The 20,375-nt window shown below is 61.2% G+C and carries 16 protein-coding genes; 15 read left to right on the top strand and 1 reads right to left on the bottom strand.

Annotated features, from left to right (window positions below; all coding sequences use genetic code 11):
* Nucleotides 1-229 precede the first annotated feature (229 nt).
* Complete coding sequence (locus tag BN77_RS17695) at nucleotides 230-2,062, bottom strand: FAD-dependent monooxygenase (RefSeq protein ID WP_007534373.1); 1,833 nt, start codon at nucleotides 2,060-2,062, stop codon at nucleotides 230-232.
* 336 nt (nucleotides 2,063-2,398) lie between these two features.
* Between BN77_RS17695 and BN77_RS17690 the strand changes: the two genes are divergently transcribed.
* The 15 genes from BN77_RS17690 to BN77_RS17620 form a co-directional block, all read left to right on the top strand.
* Nucleotides 2,399-5,377 (top strand): molybdopterin-dependent oxidoreductase, encoded by a 2,979-nt coding sequence (locus BN77_RS17690; protein ID WP_007534371.1) that lies wholly within the window; start codon nucleotides 2,399-2,401, stop codon nucleotides 5,375-5,377.
* A gap of 11 nt (nucleotides 5,378-5,388) precedes the next feature.
* A complete protein-coding gene (locus BN77_RS17685; protein WP_007534369.1) occupies nucleotides 5,389-6,264 on the top strand; it encodes a 4Fe-4S dicluster domain-containing protein in 876 nt (291 codons plus the stop codon).
* Complete coding sequence (locus BN77_RS17680; RefSeq protein ID WP_244426190.1) at nucleotides 6,257-6,904, top strand: TetR/AcrR family transcriptional regulator; 648 nt, start codon at nucleotides 6,257-6,259, stop codon at nucleotides 6,902-6,904. The genes BN77_RS17685 and BN77_RS17680 overlap by 8 nt, the downstream gene beginning before the upstream one ends.
* Complete coding sequence (locus BN77_RS17675) at nucleotides 6,898-7,080, top strand: hypothetical protein (protein ID WP_007534366.1); 183 nt, start codon at nucleotides 6,898-6,900, stop codon at nucleotides 7,078-7,080. The genes BN77_RS17680 and BN77_RS17675 overlap by 7 nt, the downstream gene beginning before the upstream one ends.
* 14 nt (nucleotides 7,081-7,094) lie before the next feature.
* Complete coding sequence (locus tag BN77_RS17670; RefSeq protein ID WP_007534365.1) at nucleotides 7,095-9,023, top strand: acyl-CoA synthetase; 1,929 nt, start codon at nucleotides 7,095-7,097, stop codon at nucleotides 9,021-9,023.
* Nucleotides 9,024-9,128: 105 nt separating this feature from the next.
* Nucleotides 9,129-9,563 (top strand): VOC family protein, encoded by a 435-nt coding sequence (locus BN77_RS17665; protein ID WP_007534364.1) that lies wholly within the window; start codon nucleotides 9,129-9,131, stop codon nucleotides 9,561-9,563.
* Complete coding sequence (locus tag BN77_RS17660) at nucleotides 9,560-10,237, top strand: VOC family protein (RefSeq protein ID WP_007534363.1); 678 nt, start codon at nucleotides 9,560-9,562, stop codon at nucleotides 10,235-10,237. The genes BN77_RS17665 and BN77_RS17660 overlap by 4 nt, the downstream gene beginning before the upstream one ends.
* A 77-nt stretch (nucleotides 10,238-10,314) precedes the next feature.
* Nucleotides 10,315-11,271: a fumarylacetoacetate hydrolase family protein gene (locus BN77_RS17655; protein WP_007534360.1), complete on the top strand. Its 957-nt coding sequence runs from the start codon at nucleotides 10,315-10,317 to the stop codon at nucleotides 11,269-11,271.
* Nucleotides 11,272-11,468: 197 nt separating this feature from the next.
* On the top strand, nucleotides 11,469-12,533 hold the full coding sequence (locus BN77_RS17650) for an OmpP1/FadL family transporter (RefSeq protein WP_007534357.1): 1,065 nt from the start codon (nucleotides 11,469-11,471) through the stop codon (nucleotides 12,531-12,533).
* Between the two features lie 136 nt (nucleotides 12,534-12,669).
* Nucleotides 12,670-13,569, top strand: a complete 900-nt coding sequence (locus BN77_RS17645; protein WP_007534355.1) for a VOC family protein — start codon at nucleotides 12,670-12,672, stop codon at nucleotides 13,567-13,569.
* Between the two features lie 41 nt (nucleotides 13,570-13,610).
* The gene (locus BN77_RS17640; protein WP_007534353.1) at nucleotides 13,611-14,228 is read left to right on the top strand and encodes a glutathione S-transferase family protein; all 618 of its coding nucleotides are present in this window, start codon (nucleotides 13,611-13,613) and stop codon (nucleotides 14,226-14,228) included.
* Nucleotides 14,229-14,437: 209 nt separating this feature from the next.
* A complete protein-coding gene (locus tag BN77_RS17635; RefSeq protein ID WP_007534351.1) occupies nucleotides 14,438-15,559 on the top strand; it encodes a thiolase family protein in 1,122 nt (373 codons plus the stop codon).
* 2 nt (nucleotides 15,560-15,561) lie between these two features.
* Entirely contained in the window at nucleotides 15,562-17,859 is a 2,298-nt protein-coding gene (locus BN77_RS17630) for a 3-hydroxyacyl-CoA dehydrogenase/enoyl-CoA hydratase family protein (protein WP_007534349.1), read from the top strand.
* Nucleotides 17,860-17,878: 19 nt separating this feature from the next.
* Complete coding sequence (locus tag BN77_RS17625; protein WP_007534348.1) at nucleotides 17,879-19,648, top strand: acyl-CoA dehydrogenase C-terminal domain-containing protein; 1,770 nt, start codon at nucleotides 17,879-17,881, stop codon at nucleotides 19,646-19,648.
* A 216-nt stretch (nucleotides 19,649-19,864) separates the two neighbouring features.
* Nucleotides 19,865-20,375, top strand: a 511-nt coding sequence (locus tag BN77_RS17620) for an electron transfer flavoprotein subunit beta/FixA family protein (RefSeq protein WP_040677353.1), incomplete at its 3' end; no start/stop codon positions are given.

Raw genomic sequence — 20,375 nt, 5'->3', positions numbered from 1 at the left:
CTTTCCGGCCACGTTGACCAGACACCAGTGAGTGAACTCAGGGATCGGGTGTTTGGACCTGACGCCCCCTGAGATAGCGACCACGCCAGTGATATCGGCCGGCAAGAGGATCGCGCGGCGCGTGGACGCGCGATCTGGCTTACCGTCCGACGGGTGTACCCGACAAGGCGGAGGGAGGTGATCGCGTGATTTAGTCCGACCATGTCGAGTGGCATCGCCGCCTCCTTCCTCACTTGGCTGGGGCAAATTCCGGCGTCTTCGTCGTTCGATAAAAGCTACGACCCAGCACTGACCCGAGGGCGTCGCGTAGCGCGGCAATCGGATCCGGGGAGGCTTCGGCATGACGCCAGCAGACCACCCGGTCGGGCCTCACCAACACCGCACCCTTTTTCGAGATACCGCGGAACTGCGCCCAGGCCAGACGCGGATCAAACACATCGCCATCGATATGGCCGATCCGAACTGCATCGATCAACAGGTCGTTCTCCGCGATAAGCTTCGATACCGCGGCGCACCAACTCTGCCCTTCTTCGCCGGCGATCAGAAGGAAACGGCCCGGCTTGACGAGGTCCTTCATGGCCATCCGCTGCCCCGCCTCATCGTCGAGCCAGGCATGAGGCAAGGGGCTGCCCGGATAAGTGCTTGGCTGGTAGACGCGGATGTCGTCGGTCGGCTCGGTTAGCGACGAGCCATCCGAGATAACTGCCGCCGAATGGTAGCGGTAGCCGTACTCCACGTTCAATTCATTCGCTTCCATGCTCAATTGTCTGATGGCGCGGAGCGCTGCGCTTCGGTGCGCGGCATCTTCCGGCTTGTCGCTCAGGATACGACGGAACTGTTTCCAGTTTTCCTCAGCCGAGGCGCCGGGATTGAGGCCGAAGGCTGCACCCGCTTCCATATGCGCCATCGAGTTTTCCATCGAACGCTGTATATTGCGCGCATCAACGGGGCGCCTTTCGGCGTCGTAGGTGTCAAGCAGGCTCTCCCCTGCCTCGCCCCTTAAAACCAGGGAGAGCTTCCAGCACAGATTGTGCGCATCCTGGATGGCGCTTGTCAGACCTAGGCCACCAGTGGGCGGATGGCGATGGGCCGCATCACCGACCAGGAACACGCGCCCGGCCCGGAACTTCGATGCCAGCACCCCTTCCAGAGCCCAGCGCGTGACCTTGTGAACGGTCATTGGCAAGTCAGGAATGCCAAGCGCAATGCGCATGTTCTTTTCGATCTGCTCGTCCGTCAGATCCTTCGGGCCTTCGCCCCGGTAAGTCACATGAAAAACCCACTCTTCACTGTCGGGACCCCAATGGTCCGGCCCCATTGGCACCAGCACGGCCATCTCACCGATCGCGGGACACCAGATCCAACGGATCAACACGTCCGGATCTTGCGCCAGCTTCGACAAGTCCGCCGAAACGTGCGCCGTTGCCGTCTGGGCGATCACACCAAGCCCTTCATGCGAGATGCCAACCAGCCGGGGAATGGTGCGGCCGCCGTCACAACCAAGAACGTAGCAGGCGCGCACCGAGTATTCGTCGCCCGTGTCGTGGTTCGTGATCCAAGCAGTGACACCGTCACTGTCCTGCTCCAGCCTGGTCAGTTGGTGGTGGAAGCGAACCTTGCCCGGATTGAGCTGATCAGCACGCGCCTTCATGATCGGCTCGAGGCGAATTTGAGGAAGATTGGCGCTGCGGCAGGGGCTCGCCTGCAGCCAGTTAAGATTGGTATAGCCACAGCCCCAGGTCTCAAGCTTCGCGATCAAACGACCGAGATCCGGATCTGGTCCCGCAAAACCCGCGTACCAGCCCATCGCCTTCATGTTTTCGGCTGGCGTGCTCTTGGCGTAGATCGCCTCGGCGACGCCTACGTCATCGAGAATTTCCATGGTGCGCTGATTGAGCACGTGCGCTTTTGGCAGGGACGACGTCGCGGGCAACGCGCTGACAAGGAGCGTCTCGATGCCGAGCTGCGAAAGCAGCATCGAACAGGTTAGGCCTGCCCCGCCACCGCCCACGATGAGGACCGGCACGTGAATATCAGTTTTTGCAGTGATCAACGAGTTCATTTCTAGGCTCCTCCTCCGACGCCATGGCCGAACGAACCGAATCCGGAACCTCTGACGTTGATCTCAGGCTGCAGGGACACGGTCGCCTTTCTGGCCTGCTGACGCCCTCATCCCCCGGATATCCGATCCTTTCAGCTTTTCTCCCAATTTCGAATTGACTATATGGTCATTATGAAACTATAGTCAATATTGAGAGATGGCTTGGAGGAGAACCATCAAATGAAGCTTGAAGCTGCCAGCCTTGCGCGACGTCGCGATCAGGTCGCTTTTTCTCGACCTCCAAGTCGAACATTCAGACTTGCGGACCGCCATGACATGTTAGCCATGAGACCTAGAATGAACCGGCAGGTTCTCAGAACCATCCTCTTTGCCCTGCCGAAAGTGATGAACCTTACCGCCTCCCGCGTCCCGGCGTTCGCTGAACGGCTGAAACAGCGCAACCTCGTCGCTTGGATCGGCCTCCAGGACGGTAGCATCGGGCGCATCGTGGAAATCCGGGGCGGTAGATTCCGCTCCCGTGCGGGTTCGCCGGCCGAGGCTGAAGTGGTCATGTCCTTCAAGGACCCTGCGACAGCCTTGAAGCTCCTGATGCCAAATCGCGATCAGTTGGAAATCATTCACGCAGCCAAGAACTTCAAAGTGGTAACCAGCGGACCGGATGAATCGGTGGTGTGGTTCACGCAGACCCTTAACTTCAGCGAGACCGCCGGCCTCTCCATGGGTACGCCCATGGCTGACGGCAGCATCCGCTACACCACCTGCACCAACGGCGGCCCCTTGTTCGTTTACGTCAAGGACGGCCGCATTCTCAGGGTTACGCCCCTCGAGTTCGATGCCTCCGATCCGGCCACCTGGGTGATCGAAGCCCGCGGCCGCAAGTTTAGTCCGCCGCGCAAGGCTCTGGTGGCTCCGCACGCCCTCACGATGAAATCCCTGGTCTATTCGGACAAGCGAATCCTTCATCCCATGAAGCGAGTGGATTTCGATCCTAATGGCGAACGCAATCCTCAAAACCGCGGTAAATCCGGTTATGTGCGGATCAGCTGGGATGAGGCGCTGGACATCGTCGCCACGGAGATCAACCGGCAGAAGCGCGTCCACGGACCAGGTGCCATCGCCTTCCCGATGTCGTCGCATCACCAGTGGGGCAACGTCGGCTACTACCTCAGCTCGCTGATGCGGTTCGCCAACCTGATCGGCTTTACCCGGGTTGCCGCCAATCCAGACAGTTGGGAGGGTTGGTACTGGGGGGCCATGCACCATTTCGGCAATTCGATGCGTGTCGGCGTGCCGGCGGGATATGGCGGCGTCGAGGATTGCCTCAAGGAAGCCGAGATGGTCGTCTTCTGGTCCAGCGATCCCGAAAGCACCAACGGAGCCTACGCAGGGTTCGAGGGCACGGCCCGTCGCATGTGGGCGAAAGAACTCGGTATCGAGTTCGTTCACATCGATCCGCATTGCAATCCGACTGCCCAGTTGTTTGGCGGACGCTGGTTTCCCGTCCGGCCCCAGACCGACGCAGCGCTTGCCCAGGCGATCATGTATGTCTGGGCGACGGAAGGCCTTTATGACGAGGACTACGTCGCCACCCGCACCACCGGCTTCGACGAATGGGAGGCGTACCTGCTTGGTGAAACCGATGGCGTCCCCAAAACCCCGGAATGGCAAGAATCCGAAACCGGAATTCCTGCCAAGGATGTGCGCGCCCTGGCCCGCAAATGGGGCGGCAGGAAGGTCTATCTTGCCGTCGGCATGACCGGCACCGGCTTTGGCGGCGCAGGCCGCGGCGCGACCGGTGCGCAATGGGCGCGGTGCATGATCATGATGATGGCGATGCAGGGGTGGGGCAAGCCCGGCATCAATTTCGGCAACCTCGAGATCGGCATTCCGCACGACCTGCATTTCTATTTCCCGGGCTATGCGGATGGGGGGATATCCGGCGACCTCGCCTTCACCGGCAATGCCGTGAACAACTATCAGCGCATGCCGCACATCCTGACGATGAACCCCGTCAAGCAAATGGTTCCGCGCCAGCAAATGCCCGACGCAATCATCGACGGCGAGGCCACCGGCTACCTGTGGGACGGCATGGCACAGGAGGCGCAGTTCGCGCCGTTCACCTATCCGATGCCAGGCTACTCGCCAATCCACATGATCTATCGATACGGGGGATCGTCGCTCAGCACCGTGACACGGTCCGGACGCTGGGTGGATGCCTACCGTCACGAGAGCATCGAGTTCGTGGTGAACCAGTCCATCTGGATGGAGGGCGAGGCACAGTTCGCCGACGTCATCCTGCCGGCCTGCACTTCGCTGGAGCGCTGGGACATCGGAGAATGGGCGAACTCCGGAGGCTACGCCCATCACGGCGTCAACGTCGTCAACCATCGCGTCGTCACCCTCCAGCACAAGTGCATAGAGCCTTTAGGCGAGTCGAAGTCCGACTATGAGATATTTACCGCCATCCTGACTCGGCTGGGCCTCGGCGCTGTCTTCACCGAGGGCTGTAGCGAACTCGACTGGGTCAAGCGCGTCTTCAATTCGTCGGATCTGCCCGATCACGTCGCCTGGAAGAAATTCTGTCGCAAGGGCTACTACGTCGTGCCGCCGGAAAAGCCGGAACTGCGCCAGCCTGTCGACATGCGCTGGTTCGCCGAGGGCCGGCGCAAGGACCTGCCCGAACCTGCGCCAATGCCCTCCCAGTATGCAGAGCAGTTCGGCATGGGCCTGCAGACGCCAAGCGGCAAGCTCGAATTCGTGCCCGAGATATTCAAACGGCACACAGCGGGCAATCCGGACCGGCCGGCGGTCAATCGTTACATCCCCTCCTGGGAAGGACGCAACGCCGAACTGGCGCAACGCTATCCGCTGCAGATGATCGCGACGCACAGCCGCTACAGCTTTCACACCGGCATGGACGGCAAGAACAGCGCGGTCAATCAGGTGGAGGACCATCGCGCCCTGATCGCTGGACATCGCTTCTGGCTGCTGCGCGTCAACACGGCCGACGCTGCGGCCCGGGGCATCCGCCATCGCGACCTGGTGAAAGTCTTCAACGACCGGGGCGCCGTCATCTGCGCCGCCGACATTTCGCCCCTGGTCACCCCAGGCGTCGTCAAGTCCTACGAAGCGAGCGCGGAATTTCAGCTCATCGACGTCGAAGGTGAGACCGTCGAGATCGGCGGCTGCCTGAACACGCTGACGCCAGACCGATCGCAGATGCGCGGGACCAGCAGCATGGCCCCCAACTCGTGCCTCGTGCAGATCGAGAAGTGGCAGAACGCCGAAGCCTTCAAGATGGCGCGGACGGCTTAGGAGGAAGACTTGTGAGCAAGTGGAATCTTATCATCAACGTCGGCCGTTGCGAGAACTGCCACAACTGCGTCATCGCCAATCGAGATGAACACGTTGGCAACGACTTCCCGGGCTACGCGGCGCCGGCCGCCGCCGTCGGCGAGAGCCCCATCCGCATCCTGCGCCGTACGCAGGGAAGCGCGCCCATGGTGGAGACCACATACCTGCCGGTGATGTGCAATCACTGCGACGATGCTCCCTGCATTCGCCGCGCCGGCGACGCCATCCGCAAACGCGATGACGGTATCGTCATCATCGACCCGGTGAAGGCTCGTGGCCGCAAGGATATCGTCCGTTCCTGCCCCTATGGGGCGATCGTCTGGAATGAGGAGCAACAGGTCCCGCAGACATGGTTCTTTGACGCCCACCTTCTGGACCAGGGGTGGGACCGGCCCCGCTGCCAACAGTCTTGCCCAACGGACGTCTTCGAGGTGTTGAAGCTTGATGACGCCGAGATGAAGAAAACAGCGCAAAGGGAAGGACTGAAGGTGCTCAAGGCCAACCTCGGAACCAATCCCCGCGTCTGGTACCGAGGACTGGAAAGGTGGGAGACATGCTTCGTCGGCGGTAGCGTCAGCGCCGACCTCGGCGGCAGGGTGGAATGCGTCGAGGCAGCGGAGGTCACCCTGTCCCAGGGAAGTACGGTACTGGCGAGGACGGTCACCGACGGCTTCGGCGATTTTCGCTTCAACAAACTAGCCGGGGATGGCAGCACGTATCGCATCGCCGTCAGCCACGCCCTTGGCGGCGTCTGGCGCGACTGCGTTCTGTCGGAGAGCGTCTATCTTGGAGAACTGAGGCTGGTTCCTCATTCCACAACGGATTTGCGTGGAGGAGCCGATGCTTGAGAGTGATCATTGCCCCTCTGGTATGACATCCCGCCCACGAAGACGACCGGAGAGCCGGGAAACAACCGCAGCGCGCATACTCGGTGCAGCGGAGACTTTGTGCGCGATCCACGGATCCGCGAAGACGAATGTATGCGACATTGCAAGCTACCTCAGCATGTCGCCGGCAAACGTCTACAGGTTCTTTCCGTCCAAACTGGCATTGCACGATGCGCTGGTTGTGCGCGTGCTCGACCAGATATTTCCGGCCGCGCGATCGGGCTCAGACAAGAAGCCGTACGCGGAAACACTTCGCGAATTCATCTGCGGCCTTCATCGAGGTGTTCTCGCCCTCATGCGGGATGAGGAAAAGCTTTTCGAGTTGCTCACGACCGCCGATGACGAGCACTGGCCTGCCTTCGAATCACACGTGAACCGCGTGAGAAGCATCGTCGCCGAACTGGTCGAGGCGGGTATCCGGGAACGGGAATTTCGTCAGCAGGATGGTCTTCACGCCGCCGAATACCTATGCGCGTCGACTGCAGCACTCTGGGAACCGACAGCCATCAAGACCTTCTATCTCAGGCGCTCACTCATTACGCCCGAAGAGTTGATTTCCTTCAGCGTTGAGGCGCTCCGCGACGGAGCTCCTCCATGCTGACGATGATGGCCTGCATCCGTTTCTCTGCGGCCCGTACGGTGGTGATGCCTGCCGACCGTGCCACGCGAGACGCAGAGATGTTCACGCCTAAAGGGCTCGGGACCGGTCGGCAGAAAGCAGCCGGCCGCATCGCTGAACCGGGCGTGCCGCCAGGCACGCCGGCGCTGACCTTATAGGGAGGAAGACCACCATGCTTGCAACCACACCCGGCGGCTTCGGCCGTCCCATTGTCTCCTTGCCCAACGTCGAGGCGTTCGAGCAGGTCCCGCTGCCCGAGCGGGCCCTCCCGGCTAACACCTACGAGATGCTGGCACGCGGCGCCGACATAGCGCCAGATCAGCCAGCCCTCTCATTTTTTCTACGCTCCGACGACTTCCGTGATGCCTTCGTCTGGACGCACGCGGAACTGCTGGCCGATATAACGAAGACCGCCAATGCCCTCCGCCGGCTCGGTATCGGCCGCGACGACGTCGTTGCCTTCGTGCTGCCCAATCTGCCCGAAGCCCATTTCGTGATCTGGGGTGGCGAGGCGGCCGGCATCGCATTCGCAATTAATCCTCTCCTTGAATCGGGACAGATCTCTGAGCTCCTCATTGCCGGGAGGGCAAAGTGGCTCGTCACTCTGGAGCCCTGTCCGGGAATCGACATCTGGCAGAAGGTAATAAGGGCCGCCGCGACGGTACCGGACCTGCAAGGAATTCTCACCGTCGGTCTCGCACCGTATCTGCGCTGCAACTCCGACGAACCCTCGGAGGATCGGCTGCAGAGCGCGGATATCGATGGATTTTCCATCCCCGTTCTCAGCCTTCGCGAGCAAATGAAAGGGGAAAGCGGCGACGGGTTGACCTTCGACGCGCCCAGCGCCGGGGACATTTCTTCGTACTTCTGTACAGGCGGCACGACCGGACTGCCCAAGATTGCCGCACGCACCCATCTGTCCGAGGTGTTTGACGCCTGGTCAACACGAGCCTTTACGGGCAATGCTTTCGCACCGGGCAATACGATATTCTGTGGCCTGCCGCTCTTCCACGTCAATGGCCAATTGGTGACGGGCTTGATCCCGTGGTCGCAAGGTGGACATGTCGTTTTGGGGACGCCTCACGGCTACCGCGGAGATGGAGTGATCCCTTCCTTTTGGGAGATCGTCGAACATTACCGGATCGTCGCCTTCTCGGGTGTTCCCACAGTATTTTCGGCATTGCTGCAAGTCCCCGTCGGCAGCCGCGACATTTCAAGCCTCGGCTACGGCTTTTGCGGCGCGGCTCCGATGCCCGTTGAACTGTTTCGCACCTTCGAAAAGACGATAGGCGTCCGTATTCTGGAGGCGTACGGCCTGACGGAAGGCGCCTGCGTTTCCAGCGTCAATCCGCCGGAGGGCGAGCGGCGCATCGGCTCGATCGGCCTGCGCCTCCCCTACCAGAAAATGGCATCGGTCAGACTTGATGATTTCGGCGCCTTCCTCGGATTCGCTGAGACGGAAGAGGTCGGCGTGCTTGCGATCTGTGGGCCGAACGTCTTTGCCGGATACATCAACCCCGAACACAATAAAGGTCTCTGGATCGAGATTGACGGGGAGCGATGGCTGAACACCGGCGATCTCGCTCGTCAGGACGTCGACGGTTACTTCTGGCTGACGGGTCGCAAGAAGGAGCTGATCATCCGCGGCGGCCACAACATCGATCCCAAGCTGATCGAAGACGCGGTGCAGGATCACCCGGCGGTGCAACTCGCCGCTGCAGTGGGACGGCCCGATGCGCGTGCCGGTGAACTGCCGATTCTCTATGTCCAGTTGAGGCCGGCGGCGGAGGCATCGGAAGCGGACCTGCTTGCCCATGCAATCGACCGTATTCCCGAGCGCGCTGCGCATCCAAAATCGGTTCGGATTTTGGCTTCGCTGCCCGTCACACCCGTCGGGAAGATCTTCAAACCGGCATTGTCGATGCTGGAGATCGAGGATGTGGTGCGACAGGAGGCGGCAGCCTCCGGCATCAAGCTTCTGTCGCTATCCGTCGTTCAAGACCCCCGGCTCGGACTGCTTGCAAGAATTGCAACCGAGGGCGGTCCAGGCCCGCTCCCCGAAAAGCTCGGTCGGTATGCCTTCAAGACGCAGTTCCTCTGAAATTCACGAGAAGAAAAGGACGTCATTCATGGCGATCAATCTTGCCCGTTCCGAGATAGGGGCACCAACGCTCTCGTGGACTAACACGCGGTCAGGGAACCAATCATGAACGCTCCAGCCAGGATCCCCGTTACCAACCTTCAACACCACGTCTTCTACGTCACCGACCTGGAGCGCTCGAAGGCGTTCTACACCGGGGTCTTCGACCTGCAGTTCTCCGCTCTCAACCATCCGGACAGCAGCGCCGCAATGCGCTTGTCGCAGCAGGAAATGCATTTCTTCTCATTCGGCTTCCACCATCACGACCTCTGCCTGGTGAAGCATCACAAGCTGAAGATGGACAACAATTCCATGCTGCACTTCACGTTGACGGTGAAGGAAGCAGAGGCATTCGACGACGTCAGGCGCCGCGCAGGAGAGATGGGCCTTTCGATCCGCGAAGGCCGCATGCTTGCCTCTGCGCGCCCTGTATCGCGTGCTTTTTGCGTCCGGGACCCAGACAACCACTGGATTGAGATCATTCAGGAGTCCAGCAGATGAGCAACACCGCTACAGTTCCCCCGAACGTCTTGTCCCCATTCAAACTACGCTTCGCCGGCCTCCTTAAGCGGAAATGGTTTCGCGAAATGGTGCTGTTGTGGCCGACCCTGACGAAGCGGCGGTTCTCCAATAAGACGGAAGACTACGGCGTCTTCAGGCCTTCGCTCGTTTCTCACATTGGGCAGCTCTCGATCTATGTGCGCGACATCGCACGAAGCCGGGCTTGGTACGAGAAAGTTGCCGGCATGATCCATAGCCGCACCTGCGAGCCAGAACCCCACCCGTTCAAGGAAGGGTGGCGGATTCGCTGCTGCTACATGAGCGCAACCGACCATGATGATTGCCTCGTGCTCATCGAGGAATACGACCCCGCCGGCAGGATCACTGTGCCTTCGGGCATGAGCTTCTTCCATTTCGCGCTCGAAGTGAAAGGAAACCGTCTGGAGGATGTCCTGGGCTTTGCCAAGCAACAGCAGGCCGGCGGTTTCCAGTTGAACTACGGTCCAGTCCGCCACAACAGCGAGCCGCCTTTGGGTGACGGCGAAACCGGCGGCAACGTCGCGTGCTATCTCTACGACCCCGACTGGCACAATGTCGAATTCTGCGGGGCGATGGACACAATCGAGAACTATCGCGAGCGATACGGGGACCTCAAGGGCAAGGACCGCGCCTAACCCCGCCCCGACCTTCAAAGTGCTGTGAGCGGAGATTCGAACCGCATTCTCAGCGGTCCCTCAAGAAAGGAAAAGAAATGGTAGTTAAAGTGGCCCGATTTACGATCGGTGGAGAACCCTTGTGGGGAATTTTGGACGGAGAAGAGATCGCGCCGCTCGAAGGCACCTTCGTCTCGACTGCCGACATCCTGAGCCTTCCTCCCGGTGAGCTCAAAGCGCGGGCAGGCGCTGAACGTTTCCTGATAAGCTCTGCAACCATTCTGAGCCCCGTCACAGCGCCGGCGCAGATCCTGTGCCAAGGTCTGAACTATACAGATCACGCGGACCAATCGGGGCATGCATCCCGCCAGAAGAACCTGCTCTTCATGAAGGCCGCCTCCTCACTGTCCGGAGCGTTTGATCCCGTCATCCGGCCATCAGGATGTCAGATGCTCGACTACGAAGTGGAACTTGGGCTTGTCCTGAAGCGACCACTAACTGCAGGCGACCACGTCACCCGAGACAACCTCGGTCATTTCATCGGCGGACTCGTCTTGTGCAACGACATATCAGCACGCGACGTCATGTTCGGTGAAGCCTTCTTGCAGTGGTTCCGCGGCAAAAGCGCCCGTACCTTCTGCCCTTGTGGTCCGTGGCTGGTCGTGCCCGAAGCAGACGAGGTGGCGGATCTGCTCGACAGGATTGAGATTCGTCTCTGGCTGAATGACGAATTGCGGCAGTCGGCTCATTCCCGGGACTTCATCTTCCGCCCGGAAACCTGCCTCAACGATATTGCGTCCCTGATGGATCTGTCGGCAGGCGACCTCGTCCTGACTGGAACGCCAGGCGGTGTGATCCTGCAAGCGACCGCCCCTCTCGGCCAAATTCTAACGGCCAAGCTGTTCAAGGATTCGGAGCGGAAGGATGCGATCGTCCAGGAAGCGACTGCGCACGCACGCTACCTCACGCCAGGCGACATTGTGCGTGCCGAAATGCTCACCGATGACCGCACAGTCGATTTCGGCAGGCAACTGCTCGAAATCGTAGACGCGTGATCTTGGCGGACTAGAACGCGCGCCCCTGCCTCCCGTACCGATCACCGCGGCCTGAAGGGCCAAAGTGTGACCTAGTCCAAGCCCTGGCCTAGAGCAGCCACAAGGCTGGAGGCGAGGCAGGTGCCTCAACCAAAGTAAGAAATGCCGATTGTCTTGGGCTTCGCGCAAAAGTGACGTCTCTGAGGAGGGAGACCTGCATGAAAGCTATCAATTTGCTGCCGGGATTTTTTAGCTGTCTGTTGGCGGCACCTGCGCTCGCAGGAGGATTCGATATTCTGGGGCAGCCGAATGACGTCCTCTTCGAGCCAGGACGCTACATCGAGCTCGGGTTAGGTCTTGCCAGTCCGAACGTGGAGGGGCAGATCACTGCCGTCGGCCCCCCGTTTGCTTCGGGTGATACGGCGCCCACGCTTCCATTTTACAATGGCGCCTTCAAGGCTGATATCAACGAGCAATTCTCGGGCGCGGTCATCGTAGACAATCCATACGGGCGCAAGCTCGAGTACAATAACGGGCCGCTATCCGGGCTATCGGGAGAAGTCGAGTCGGTCGCGGTCACAGGCCTGTTGCGCTACAAGCTCACGGATCGTTTCAGCGTCTTCGGGGGCCCGAGACTTCAGCGTCTCGGCGGCAACACCGATATCTCGGTCTTTGCGGGCGGCGTGCCAGCCGGCTTCGCTAACGTCGAATTTGAAGACACATGGGCGGCGGGCTACGTGGTCGGTGGTGCGTTTGAAATCCCGGAAGCCCACGTTCGGATCGCGGTCACCTATAACTCGGCGATCGACTACGATCTCGACACTTCCGGCGCTTACGCAGGCACGACGAAAGTCGAGACCCCCCAATCGGTTAACATCGATCTTCAGGCCCCGATCAGTTTTTCGACGCTGCTCTGCGCGACTGTTCGCTGGGCCGAGTGGAGCAAAACCACAATAAGTCCGCCGGGTTATCCTTTGGGCTCCCTGACCCACTTCAACGACACGACAACCTACAGGCTCGGCATCGTGCAAATGTTCAACGAGAATTGGGCGGGATTGGCGGGTCTGACCTACGAGCCAAAAACCGACGTATCGGCTGACGCGCCAATCGACGCAACAGACGGTTTGTGGGGGGCAACACTTGGCGCGATCTACACCAAGGACAAGATGAGAGTGACGACCGCTGTCTCGTACTATCAGTTCGGTGATGCTTCGGGTTCGTTCGGAAACTTCACAAACAATGATGTGGTCAGCGCCGCCTTCAAGGTGGGGTACTCGTTTTGACCGGACGTCCGCAAACGCCTCGAGTGCCTAACTTTACGGTTGCTTGTGAGTGAATCTCGGCAGTTTCCATGCCGCATATCGCCTGGGCGACCATAATCCGGCGCCCAGGCGGCACCAGACATGAATGGAGAAAACAATGCAGAAACAATTCGCCCCCAAAGTATTTCAACTGGGATACGTGGCATTGGAAACGCCCGATATCGAGCGCGCCAGGGATCACTATGCAGAAGCGATCGGCATGACCGAGACCGCGATCGGTCATGAGGGAGAAAGCTATCTGTCTATCGGCTATGAGCACCACAACATCGTCCTGCGTCAGGCCAATCGCGTGGCGATGGGCCATCTCGGCTTCCAGCTCAATCCCGGCACTGATCTAAAGGCACTTGTACGAGAACTCCGCACTTTCGGCCTTAGCGCTCAGGTCAAGTCCGACAGCCAGCCGGGGATCCGCGAGCTCATCGAGGTCGAGCCGGTGTCAGGCACCACGCTTCAGCTCTATACCGACATCGATGCTCCTGCACCCGGCTTCAAGCGCACTGGCGTGTCGCCGCTCCGGCTCGGACATGTGGCTGTGATCTCGCCCGAAGGCCCGAAGCTGAAGGCGTTCTTCATGGACTTCCTGGGCTTCTGGTTCACCGACACGATCGCTGGAATTTCCAACTTCATCACTTGCAACCGCGAGCACCATGTCGTCAACGTGGTGAGCATGCCGGACAACCGGGTCCATCACATTGCCTTCCAGCTAAAGGGAAACGCCAGCCACGCGATGGCGTGCGATTTGCTGGCGGAGCGCGGTCTTCCGGTGAAATGGGGCCCGTCGCGCCACACCGCCGGTCACAACATTGCCGGCTATCACTACGACCCCGATCAGGTGCTGATCGAACTCTATACCGACATGGACATATTCATCCCGGAGCTGAACATGTGCGAGGCGCGTCCCTGGCACGGGCACTATCCCATGGCTCCGCGCGAGTGGAAGCTCACCGAACTCGCTGCCTGGGAAACCGAGTTCGCCTTCAACCTCGCTAAGGCCTGAGAACGCCGGTCAAGTCGACTTCAGAAGTAAAGGTCAGATTTATGCAACTCTTCCATGCTCCCCGATCCTGTTCGTTGGGGATCCGGATCCTTCTCGAGGAAATCGGCGTTCCGCACCAGGTCGCCACCATCGATTTGTCCTCTGGTCAGCAGCGCGATGCCGCTTTCCTGGCCGTCAATCCTAAGGGCAAGGTGCCGGCCCTCCTCCGTGATGATGGGACGGTGCTGACCGAGTTCCAGGCAATCGCCCTTTGGCTTGCGCGGCGCTTTCCAGAGGCTGGGCTCCTTCCCGAGGACGCCGACGCCGCCGCGCGTGTGATAGAGGCAATGGAGTTCATTGTGGGCACGGTTCATATGCGCGGCTTTGCACTGGCCCTCATGCCAAGCAAGTTCGTTTCGCCGCAAACCGCGCAAGGGGAATTGCGCGTCCATGGAATGCGCGTGGCGACAGAGGGTCTGCACCACATCTCCGCTCTGTTGGGGGAGACCACCCCTTGGCTCTTTGGGCCCCGGCCCGGTGTGGCCGACGCTGCACTGTTTTACGTCACATACTGGGCCAAAGCTCTGAACATCGACCTGCCCTCCACGCTCGACGCTTTCTACGACCAAATGCTGAAACGCCCGAGCGTCGTGCGAGCAATCGACGCGTCCCCCACCTAACTTCGTCGTCCCGAGGAATGGGCCGGCGAAATGAAAAGTGGTCGCTGCCCCTTATCGATGCTTCCCGCTTTGGCCTCGCCGACCGAGATGCGTGCAATGCAAGACCTGCGGCATCAACGATCCGCCGCAAACTCCATCTGGGTTCCTGTCTTAGGCGGTGCCCCCCAAGTATCCCGCATGTGACGTGTTCGTCACGGAGGAAAAAAACTATGACCGCGATCTATATCGTCGACTACCTACGCAGCCCCTTTGCACCCGCCTATCGCGGCGCGCTTGCCGGCGTCCGACCGGACGATCTGGCGGCAAGCGTCATCAAGGCGCTGGTCGGCCGCTCCAGCATCGATCCGGCCGAGATCGAGGACATCAATCTCGGATGCGCCTTCCCGGAAGGCGAACAGGGCTTCAACATCGCCCGTTGCGCGGCTCTCATCGCAGGCCTGCCGCAGTCGGTCGGCGGCTCGACCGTCAACCGTTGGTGCGGATCGTCCATGCAAGCGGTCCAGATGGCGGCCGGTGCGATTGCCATGCGCGCCGGCGAGGCCTTTTTCGCCGGCGGGGTCGAGAGCATGAGCCGCGTGCCCATGATGGGCTTCAACCCCCTGCCGAACCCGGCCTGGAGCGACGCCGAGCGCATTGCCTTCCTGAACATGGGCCTGACCGCCGAGAACCTTGCTGACCGCTATGGCATTTCGCGCGAGGAGCAGGACGCCTATTCGCTGGAAAGCCAGACCAAGACGATCGCAGCCCGCGCCGACGGCCGGCTTGCCGCCGAGATCACGCCGGTGGGGGATGTGACCGCTGACGGTTGCCCGCGCGCGACGGACGCGGAAAAGCTCGCGGGACTGAAGACCGCCTTCAAGGCTGGTGGTTCGGTTACAGCGGGTAATTCCTCTCCCCTAACCGACGGCGCCTCCGCCACCCTCGTCTGCTCAGAAGCTTTCGTAAAGCGCCATAACCTCGCGCCGCTCGCCCGGATCTCCGGTTACGCGATTTCTGGCTGCGCGCCAGAAATCATGGGCATCGGACCGGTCGAGGCGAGCCGCAAGGCGCTGAAGCGCGCGGGCATTTCGGCGGCCGACCTCGACGTGATCGAAATGAACGAGGCCTTCGCCGTTCAGGTGCTCGCCTGTTGCCGCGATCTCGACATCGACCCGGCTTGCCTCAACCGCGATGGCGGGGCAATCGCTCTCGGTCATCCGCTCGGCGCAACAGGCGCGCGCCTCGTCGGCAAGGCGTCCCTCCTTCTGAAACGGGACGGCGGCCGCCAGGCGCTCGCCACCCAGTGCATCGGCGGCGGTCAAGGCATCGCCATGGTACTGGAGGCGGCGTAGTCATGGCCACGATCGAGAAGGCTGCCGTCATCGGCGCGGGCGTCATGGGCTCGGGCATTGCCGCCCATCTCGCCAACACGGGGCTCGACGTCGTGCTGCTCGACATCGAGAAGAGATTGGCCGACGGCGGCGTCGCCCGCCAGCTTAAAGCTGGCGGCTTCATGGATCCCGCCTTTGCCGAGCGTATCCGTACAGGCTCGACCACAGACGATCTCGGGCTTGTCGCGGATGCGGACTGGATCATCGAGGCTGTCGCCGAGAAAATCGACATTAAGCAGCCTCTCTACCGCGCCATCGACGAGTTGAGGAAGGCCGGTTCGATCGTCTCCTCCAACACCTCGACCATTCCCCTTCAAGCGCTGATCGCGGGTCTGCCGGAGAGCTTTGCCGCAGACTTCCTGATCACCCACTTCTTCAATCCCCCACGCATTATGCGCCTGCTGGAACTGGTGTCCGGCCATGCGACGAAGCCCGAGGTAACGGCGACGATCCGCGATTTCGCGGACCGCGAACTCGGCAAGAGCGTCGTCACCTGCAAGGATACGCCCGGCTTCATCGGCAACCGCATCGGCAACTACTGGATGCTGGTTGCGCAGAACGAAGCCCTCGACCTCGGCCTTGACGTCGAGGAAGCGGATGCAGTCATCAGCAAGCCCTTCGGCATCCCCTCCACCGGCATCTTCGGACTTCTGGACCTCGTTGGTATCGACCTGATGCCGACGATTATTCGCAGCCTGCAGAACGCCACACCGCCCGGCGATGCAGTGAAGGACTATGACGCAGAGCCAGCGCTTATTGCAAGGATGATTGCCGAAAACCGCCTCGGGCGCAAAAGCGGCGCCGGTTTCGTGCGCCTGTCGCCCGATCGCAAGTCGCGCGATGTGACGGACCTGAAGACCGGCGATTACCGTCCTCAGCAGCCGATTTCCTCCAAAAGCCTCGATGCCTCGGGCGGCGATCCGCGCGCCCTGATGGAGCATCCCGGCCTCGGCGGGCGCTATGCGGCGGTTGTCATGGAAAAGTCGCTCGCCTATGCCGCGTCTCTCGTGCCGGCAATCGCCGACACGCCAGAGGCCGTGGACGAAGCGATGCGCACCGGCTATGGCTGGAAGCTCGGTCCGTTTGAACTGATCGACCGTCTCGGCGCCGGCTGGCTGAAAGCGCGGCTGGAAGCCCGCGGCATCGACGTCCCGTCCTATCTGGCGCTCGCCGCTAAAAAGGGCGGCTTCTATTCGGTGGTCGATGGCCGTCGCTGCAACCTCTTGCCGAACGACGTGGTCAAGCCCGTGGCGCAGAGCGAGAGCGTGCTTCTTCTCTCCGATCTCAGGCTCGGCCGGAAGCCCGTGGAGTCATGGGAGGCGGCGAACCTCTGGGACATCGGCGACGGCGTTGCCTGCCTGGAATTCCGCACCAAAATGAACACCTGCAGCCCGGCCCTGCTCGATGCGATCGGCAAGTCCCTGGAACGCTGCAAGGCCGATTTCCGGGCGCTGGTCATCGGCAGCGACTCGCCCGTGTTCAGCGCGGGCGCGGATCTGCGCATCTTCCTCGAAACGCTTGAAAAGGGCGGAAGCGAAGCGCTCTCGGCCTTCGTCGACCTCGGCCATCGCACCTTCAAGGAAATTAAATATGCCCCCTTCCCCGTCGTCGGCGCGGCGGCGGGCCTGGCGCTCGGCGGTGGCTGCGAGATTCTATTGCATTGCGACGCCATCCAGGCCCATGCCGAGCTTTCGATCGGTCTGGTGGAGACCCGGATCGGCCTCATTCCCGGCTGGGGCGGATGCAAGGAGATGATGCTGCGCCTGTCGGCTTCGACTGCAGGCAAGCGCGGCACCGTCGCCCCGGCGATCGCCACCTTCAATCTGATCTCCGCGGCCAAGACCTCGGCGAGCGCCTTGGAGGCCCGAAAGCTTGGGTTCCTGAAGTCGTCCGACGGCATCACGATGAACCGCAATCGTCTGCTCGCCGATGCCAAGGCGAAGGCGCTGGCACTGGCGCAAAACTATGTCGCGCCGGAAGCACCGTCGATCGTCACATCGGGACCCTCCGGGACCTTCGCGATCCACAACATCGTCGAGGGTGAGGCGCTTGCGGGACGCATCACCGCCCATGACCGCGTGGTGGGCCGAGCGCTCGCCAATGTGCTGACCGGCGGCCCCTCCGCCGATCCCTTAAAACCGCTCACGGAAGACGAGGTCATCGCACTGGAGCGCGATGCCTTCATCGAACTATTCGCAACGCCCGCAACCCAGGTTCGCGTCAGGCACATGCTTGCGACTGGCAAGCCGCTGCGCAACTGAAAAAGAGGCAAGGAAACCCATGGCTGGCTACATTCCCCCCATCGAAGACGTATCATTCCTGCTCGGCGAGGTCTTCGACTTCAACGCGCAGATGGCAGCCCTCCCCGGCTTTGAGGAAGTCGACGCCGACCTTGCGACGAGCGTGCTCGAGGAGGCCGGCAAGTTCTGCGCCGAAGTGCTCGAACCGCTCAACCGCCCCGGCGACGAGGAAGGCTGCCGTCTGGAAAACGGACTGGTGACCACGCCGAAGGGCTTTGCCGATGCATACCGGGCCTTTGTCGAGGCCGGCTGGGGCGGGCTTTCCGGCGATCCGGAATTCGGCGGCCAGGGCCTGCCGCGTGCACTGCAGATCCTGTTTGACGAGATGTTGTCCTCGGCAAACCTCTCCTTCGGTCTGTTCCCCGGCCTTACACGCGGCGGGGTCGAGGCGATCGCCCACCACGGCAGCGAGGAACTGAAGCAGAAGTATCTGCCTAAGATGATTTCCGGAGAATGGACCGGCGCCATGGCTCTGACAGAATCCTCGGCAGGAACCGACCTCGGCCTGCTTACCAGCCGTGCCGAGCCGCTCGGCGACGGCTCTTATGCCATCAGGGGTACGAAGATCTTTATCTCCTCGGGCGACCAGGATTTCGGTGGCAACATCGTCCATCTCGTCCTCGCCCGCCTGCCCGATGCGCCGAAGGGCGTGAAGGGCATCAGCCTCTTCCTCGCGCCCAAGTTCCTTGTCAACGACGACGGCTCGCTTGGCGAACGCAACCGCATGTCGGTCGGGTCGCTGGAGCACAAGATGGGCATCCATGCCCAGCCCACTTGCGTCATGAACTATGACGGCGCTATCGGCTGGCTGATCGGCGAACCGGGACGCGGCCTCAACGCCATGTTCACAATGATGAATGCCGAGCGCCTCTTCGTCGGCATTCAGGGCCTCGGCATCGGTGAAGCCGCCAATCAGAAGGCCGTCGCCTATGCCCGCGAGCGGCTCCAGGGCCGTTCCGCTGACGGCGGATGCGGTCCCGTACCGATCATCGATCATGCCGACGTGCGAAAGATGCTGCTCACCGGCCGCGCACTGACGGACGCGGGCCGCGCTCTCGGGGTCTGGACCGCCATGCAGATGGACATCGCCGCGCGACATCGCGATGAGACGGTCCGCCAAAACGCAAACGGATTCGTGGCGCTGCTGACACCCGTGGTCAAGGCTGCATTCACCGACTTCGGTTTTGAGACGGCCGTCCTGTCGCAACAGGTGTTTGGCGGTCATGGCTATATCCGCGAATCGGGCATGGAGCAGTATGTGCGCGACGCGCGCATCACCCAAATCTACGAAGGCACCAACGGCGTGCAGGCCATGGACCTTGTCGGACGCAAGCTGCCGATGGAAGATGGCGACCTGCCCCGCCGCTTCTTCAAATTGATTCGTAGGGATCTGGCGGCAACCGCTGTACCGGCCGAACTCGAGATGGTGAGCGCCGCCGTCGGTGAGGCTCTTGCCCGGTTGGAAAAGCTGACCGAATACCTGTTGGCCAAAGATGCCGATCTGGACGAGGCCGGAGCGGCCGCGACCGACTACCTCCGCTTTTTCGCGCTCGTATCATTCGGCTGGCTTTGGGTGCTCATGGCCTCGAAAGCCACAGCCTCCGCAGGTGCGAGCAGTTTGCTAAAGCAACGCAAGCTTTCGCTTGCCCGCTTCTTCGCGTCCCGCCTGCTGCCCCAGACGGCGGCGCTCGATACGGCGATCCGCAGCGGCGCGGCCACTCTGATGGCACTCGACTCCGAGCTGTTCTGATTGAACCGTTCCTGGAAGGAGAAGACATGCTTGGTATCATGATGAACGCACCACTGCTTGTTTCATCGATCCTGCGTCACGAGCTGACTATCACGCAGGCAAGGCCCGATCCATCACCACACTTACGCCAGAGATCGTCGCCTGATTTAGCGCGGGAATCACGTTTTGCGGCAGCGTTCTGAAGCCGTTTCGACATCTACCAAAGGAAGGACCCCCATGAAAATTCTCGTCCCCGTGAAGCGGGTGGTTGATTACAACGTGAAGATCCGCGTGAAGCCGGATGGCACAGGCGTCGAGCTCGCGAATGTGAAGATGTCGATGAACCCGTTCGACGAGATTTCCGTCGAGGAAGCGCTGCGGCTGAAGGAAGCTGGCAAGGCTGAGGAGGTGGTGGTCGTCTCGATCGGTCCGGCCAAGGCCGAAGAGACGCTGCGCACGGCGCTTGCCATGGGTGCTGATCGTGCCGTTCTCGTCGAGACCGATGACCAGGTTGAACCGCTCGCCGTCGCCAAGATCTTGAAGGGCGTCGCCGATGCCGAAAAGCCCGGCCTCGTTATCGTCGGCAAGCAGGCGATCGATGACGACTCGAACCAGACCGGCCAGATGCTGGCGGCCCTGCTCGGATCCGCCCAGGCAACCTTCGCCTCGAAGATCGAGATCGAAGTCCCTGGTCCTGGGGGCAAGGCGCAGGTGACCCGTGAGGTTGATGGCGGCCTGCAGACGATCG

It is taken from the genome of Rhizobium mesoamericanum STM3625, assembly GCF_000312665.1.
In the GTDB taxonomy this organism is placed as follows: domain Bacteria; phylum Pseudomonadota; class Alphaproteobacteria; order Rhizobiales; family Rhizobiaceae; genus Rhizobium; species Rhizobium mesoamericanum.
This window is presented reverse-complemented; position numbering and strand designations above follow the sequence as displayed.

Coding starts and splice junctions, on each gene's coding strand:
- BN77_RS17665 (WP_007534364.1), top strand. CDS start 9,129: ATGAACGCTCCAGCCAGGATCCCCGTTACCAACCTTCAACACCACGTC.
- BN77_RS17635 (WP_007534351.1), top strand. CDS start 14,438: ATGACCGCGATCTATATCGTCGACTACCTACGCAGCCCCTTTGCACCC.
- BN77_RS17630 (WP_007534349.1), top strand. CDS start 15,562: ATGGCCACGATCGAGAAGGCTGCCGTCATCGGCGCGGGCGTCATGGGC.
- BN77_RS17645 (WP_007534355.1), top strand. CDS start 12,670: ATGCAGAAACAATTCGCCCCCAAAGTATTTCAACTGGGATACGTGGCA.
- BN77_RS17625 (WP_007534348.1), top strand. CDS start 17,879: ATGGCTGGCTACATTCCCCCCATCGAAGACGTATCATTCCTGCTCGGC.
- BN77_RS17695 (WP_007534373.1), bottom strand. CDS start 2,062: ATGAACTCGTTGATCACTGCAAAAACTGATATTCACGTGCCGGTCCTC.
- BN77_RS17655 (WP_007534360.1), top strand. CDS start 10,315: ATGGTAGTTAAAGTGGCCCGATTTACGATCGGTGGAGAACCCTTGTGG.
- BN77_RS17640 (WP_007534353.1), top strand. CDS start 13,611: ATGCAACTCTTCCATGCTCCCCGATCCTGTTCGTTGGGGATCCGGATC.
- BN77_RS17690 (WP_007534371.1), top strand. CDS start 2,399: ATGAACCGGCAGGTTCTCAGAACCATCCTCTTTGCCCTGCCGAAAGTG.
- BN77_RS17650 (WP_007534357.1), top strand. CDS start 11,469: ATGAAAGCTATCAATTTGCTGCCGGGATTTTTTAGCTGTCTGTTGGCG.
- BN77_RS17670 (WP_007534365.1), top strand. CDS start 7,095: ATGCTTGCAACCACACCCGGCGGCTTCGGCCGTCCCATTGTCTCCTTG.
- BN77_RS17675 (WP_007534366.1), top strand. CDS start 6,898: ATGCTGACGATGATGGCCTGCATCCGTTTCTCTGCGGCCCGTACGGTG.
- BN77_RS17680 (WP_244426190.1), top strand. CDS start 6,257: ATGCTTGAGAGTGATCATTGCCCCTCTGGTATGACATCCCGCCCACGA.
- BN77_RS17660 (WP_007534363.1), top strand. CDS start 9,560: ATGAGCAACACCGCTACAGTTCCCCCGAACGTCTTGTCCCCATTCAAA.